The sequence below is a fragment of the Streptomyces sp. KR55 genome (assembly GCF_052245645.1).
Classification (GTDB): domain Bacteria; phylum Actinomycetota; class Actinomycetes; order Streptomycetales; family Streptomycetaceae; genus Streptomyces; species Streptomyces flavusporus.
Genome location: NZ_JBQQCE010000675.1, coordinates 1 through 3,764, shown reverse-complemented (window position 1 = coordinate 3,764; position 3,764 = coordinate 1). Strand labels below are relative to the sequence as shown.

The following is a 3,764-nucleotide window of genomic DNA, read 5'->3' as shown; positions in this document are numbered from 1 at the left end:
GTGAAGGTGCCGCGGCCCTGGGTGCGGCTGCGCAACCGGGTCGCGTAGCCGAAGATGCCCTGCTGTGCCGCACCGGCCCGTTCCCAGCCGCGGGCGTAGTAGCGGTGTTCCGCCTCGTCGCACAGGCCCGTGAGGCGGAGGCCCAGGCCGGACGGTCCGAGGAGGCGGGCGAAGCGGCCGATGTTCGTCGCACCGCCCATCGGCAGGACCCACACTCCCTCGGCCGCCAGGTTCCGGCCGCGGCCGACGGCCAGTGCGCTGATCGCTGCGGCGTCGCTCGGTCCTTCCAGCAGGACGGCCACCTGGATGCGTAGCCGCGCGGCCGGCTCGTGTGCGGGTGCGCCGGGGCCACCGGCCGCCCATGCGGTGACCGTCTCCCGGAACGTCCCCATGTCAGTCATGAGGCAAGTCTCCGTCCATGTCCGGTGCCACGCCAGGGATTTCGGGCGCCCTGCAACGGCAGGGTCGCTCCATTCCCGCTGGTCAGACGCATTGTCAGTGCCCGCCGATAGATTCGATCTCGTTCCGCCGAGGTGGCGTGAACGCCCCCTTTCGCATGCATGGGAGATGGTGCGTTGTCGGTGTGGGAGAAGTCGAGCACGGCGCGGGTGGTGCCGTCTGCGCGGCCGCGGAAGCTCGCCAAGGTGCCGTTCGTGGAGCTGGCCGACGGGCGGTTGCAGGGGGTGGTGTCCAGCGGGTCGGACATCGGGCGCGTGTATGTGTCGTCGGTGGAGGCGGGGTCGTACGCGTTCGCGTGCAGCACCAACAACAACCGTCCCTGCGGCGGAGCACGGGGATGGTTCTGCAACCACATTCGCGCGCTCATCGGTGAGGCCGTGCTCCAGTACGGCGTCGAGCGCGTCGCCCGGTATCTGAAGGTCGAGGACGCCGCCGAGGGGCCCGACGCACAGTCCCTCACCGACGCCATGACCGCCATGCGGCCCGCGCAGGGCGACAGTTCGGCGGCGGCGCAGGTGTTCAGCCGGTTCCTGCGGCACCTGGCCTATCTCGAACTCGCCCCGGTCACCGCTCCGTTGCCCGAGATGCAGTGGTTCCCGACGACGAGGGCGGTGGCCTGATGCGTGCCGATCTGCTGAACGATGCCATCGACGGGCTGGCGGAGGCCCTTGCCGCCGTGGACGGTCTCGACGATGCCCTCGTCGGCGGCCTCCTCCGGCCTCAGCCCGCCCAGGCCGAGGGGCTTGCAGCGCTCGCCGATGCCGTCGCCGGGACTCCGCTCGCCTCCCGGGTCGCCGAGGCGGCCGAGAAGGCGGCTGCCGGGGCCGCCGGCGAGGATCACTTCGTCGCGCTCGCCGCCGCCCGCATCGCCCTGCTCGGTTCCGTGCACGATGCGCTCGTCGCACGGATCCAGGACGCCGTCGACCGGCCTCGGGCCGAGGAAAGCGGCGCCGCCCCGGCCGGCGGCGAGGAGCACGCGGTCAATCTGCATGCCGCCGCCCGTAGTTGGCTGTGCGATCTGGCGCGGGCCGGTTGGCAGGGAATCGACCACGAACTCGTCTCCGGGGCCGCCCCCGTCGTCTCCGCGATGCTGCCCGATCCGGCGCTGCGCCGCCTGGCGACGCTGCTCGACGGGTTCGCCGCCGAGCTCGCCGCCTCCTGTCCGGGCGCGACCCTGGAGCGTGTCCCGGCGCGGCGGTGGGCCGACCTGTGGTCGCGTGCGCTGTTGCTGACCATGCCCGGAGCGGCCGATACCCCCGCCGCGGTCGAGGTGACCGGCCGTCTGCTGCCGCTCGGCGTCGACGTCCAGGAGCACGCCACCGCCGTACAGGCCCAGGTGCAGGCGGTGTTCGAGCCCGCGGACGGCGGTACACCCCGGCTGGTGCGGGCGAGCGTGTCCGCGCCGAAGCCGGACACCGTCGTCGGGGCGGGGCTGTGGCAGCTGCTCCGGCCGCACATGTCACTGTTGGCCGCCATCAGCGAGGGGCGTGCCATGAAACTCGACGCCATGCCCCTCACCGCCGAGGGCGACCTGATCTGGGACGACGCCCGGGCCCGGATGAGTGAGCCCGCCGAGGTCTTCACCACCGCCCGGGTCGCGCTGCCCACCGCTACCGCCTTCCCGACGGCGCCCCTCGACCGGCACCCGGCCCGGATCGCCGTGCCCGTCCTGCTGGAGGGGTACGCCGTGGAGGAGGACGACAACGGCACGGTCACCTTCCAGGTCGCCGGGCAGCGTCTCGCCGTAGACACCGACCGTGTGCCGGCCGCCGGTCCGCTCACGCCGGAGGCCGTCGCCTCGTCGGGAGCGTGCATCTCCCTGCTCCGCTGGGACGCCGGGGAGTTTCTGCTCCAGCCGCTCGCCGTCGAGAGGACCGTGCGGAAGAAGTCCGTCACCGTGCACGCCGGTGCCTGGGCCGGGGGTACGACCGACAAGGCCGGCGTGCGGGCCGAGAAGGCGGCCACCGACGCCGTCGAGGTGCTGCGCGAGCGTGCCGGAAAGCTGCTGCGCAAATGACCGGCCAGACCGCAGAAACGACCGGGCAGGCCGCAGGAATGGGCGACCAGACCGCCGGGCAGGTGCCCGCGCCCGATCCGTACGACAACCGTCGGCAGGTGCTGTACTGGCGGCTGCTGGCCCGCCTCTTCGACCCCGAGGAGCAGGCCACCCTGGAGTCGGCGAGTCTCGCCGTGGTCGAGGACATGGGCCTGCCGTCCGCGCTGCTCGACCCGGGGGCGTCCGTCGACTCCGTGGTGCAGCGGCACCCGGAGCTGGCCGCCGAGTTCGACGGGTTGATGACACCCGAGCCGGACGAGGACGGTACGCGCGACCGGGCCGCAGAGGTGCGGCGCGCGGCGCTCGCGTCGAAGGTGCTGCTGAACGTCTTCGCCTCCCGCCCCGGCACCGTCACCGCCGAGCAACTGGCCCGCTGGCAGTCCGACGCGGGCTGGCTGGAGCGGGCGCTGGGCTGTCGGCCCGGTGAACTGCGCGGCGGGCGGGGCGGCACTCACCGCACGGGAGCCGGGGGCGGCGTCAGCCCGACCGGCACCGGTATGGGCGGGCCCACGCCCGACCTCAGCCGGCTCGTGCCCGAGATCGGCCCGGAACTCGGCTCGATCGAGGCAGGTCTCGTCAAGCGCATGCATCTGCGCGAGGTGCTGGCCGATCCGCAGCTGGCGGCGCGGCTCACCCCGAGCATGTCCCTGATCGAGCAGTTGCTGCGCGACAAGAACAACCTCTCCGGGGTGGCCCTGGCCAACGCCAAGGCGCTGATCCGCCGTTACGTCGACGAGGTCACCGAAGTGCTGCGCACCCAGGTGGAGAAAGCCACGGTCGGTGAGCTCGACCGGTCCGTCCCGCCCAAGCGGGTCTTCCGCAACCTCGACCTCGACCGCACCATCTGGAAGAACCTCACCAACTGGGACCCGGAGGAGGAGCGGCTCTACGTCGACCGCCTCTACTACCGGCACACCAGCCGCAAGACGACGCCCCAGCGGCTGATCGTGGTCGTGGACCAGTCGGGTTCCATGGTCGACTCGATGGTCAACTGCACCATCCTGGCGTCCATATTCGCCGGCCTGCCGAAGGTCGACGTCCACCTGATCGCCTACGACACACAGGCGCTGGATCTCACGCCCTGGGCGCACGACCCGTTCGAGACGCTGCTGCGCACCAAGCTCGGCGGCGGCACCGACGGCACGGTTGCCATGGCGCTCGCCCAGCCGAAGATCGCCGAGCCCCGCAACACGGTCGTGGTGTGGATCTCCGACTTCTACGAATGGCGGACCCACGAGCTGTTCGAGAG

Annotated in this window: 4 protein-coding genes; 3 read left to right on the top strand and 1 reads right to left on the bottom strand. The window is 72.1% G+C overall.

Translation table 11 applies throughout. The features are described from left to right. Positions 1 to 401: TOPRIM nucleotidyl transferase/hydrolase domain-containing protein (locus tag ACTWQJ_RS48120; RefSeq protein ID WP_443312690.1), on the bottom strand; the 401-nt coding region annotated here is incomplete at its 3' end. Between the two features lie 159 nt (positions 402 to 560). Here ACTWQJ_RS48120 and ACTWQJ_RS48115 point away from each other — a divergent pair. The 3 genes from ACTWQJ_RS48115 to ACTWQJ_RS48105 all read left to right on the top strand — a co-directional run. Further along, positions 561 to 1,079, top strand: coding sequence for a hypothetical protein (locus ACTWQJ_RS48115; protein WP_443312689.1), 519 nt, complete (start codon positions 561 to 563; stop codon positions 1,077 to 1,079). After that, a complete protein-coding gene (locus ACTWQJ_RS48110; RefSeq protein ID WP_443312688.1) occupies positions 1,079 to 2,476 on the top strand; it encodes a hypothetical protein in 1,398 nt (465 codons plus the stop codon). The genes ACTWQJ_RS48115 and ACTWQJ_RS48110 overlap by 1 nt, the downstream gene beginning before the upstream one ends. Positions 2,477 to 2,514: 38 nt before the next feature. Then, the coding region (locus tag ACTWQJ_RS48105; protein WP_443312691.1) for a VWA domain-containing protein at positions 2,515 to 3,764 on the top strand (1,250 nt) is incomplete at its 3' end.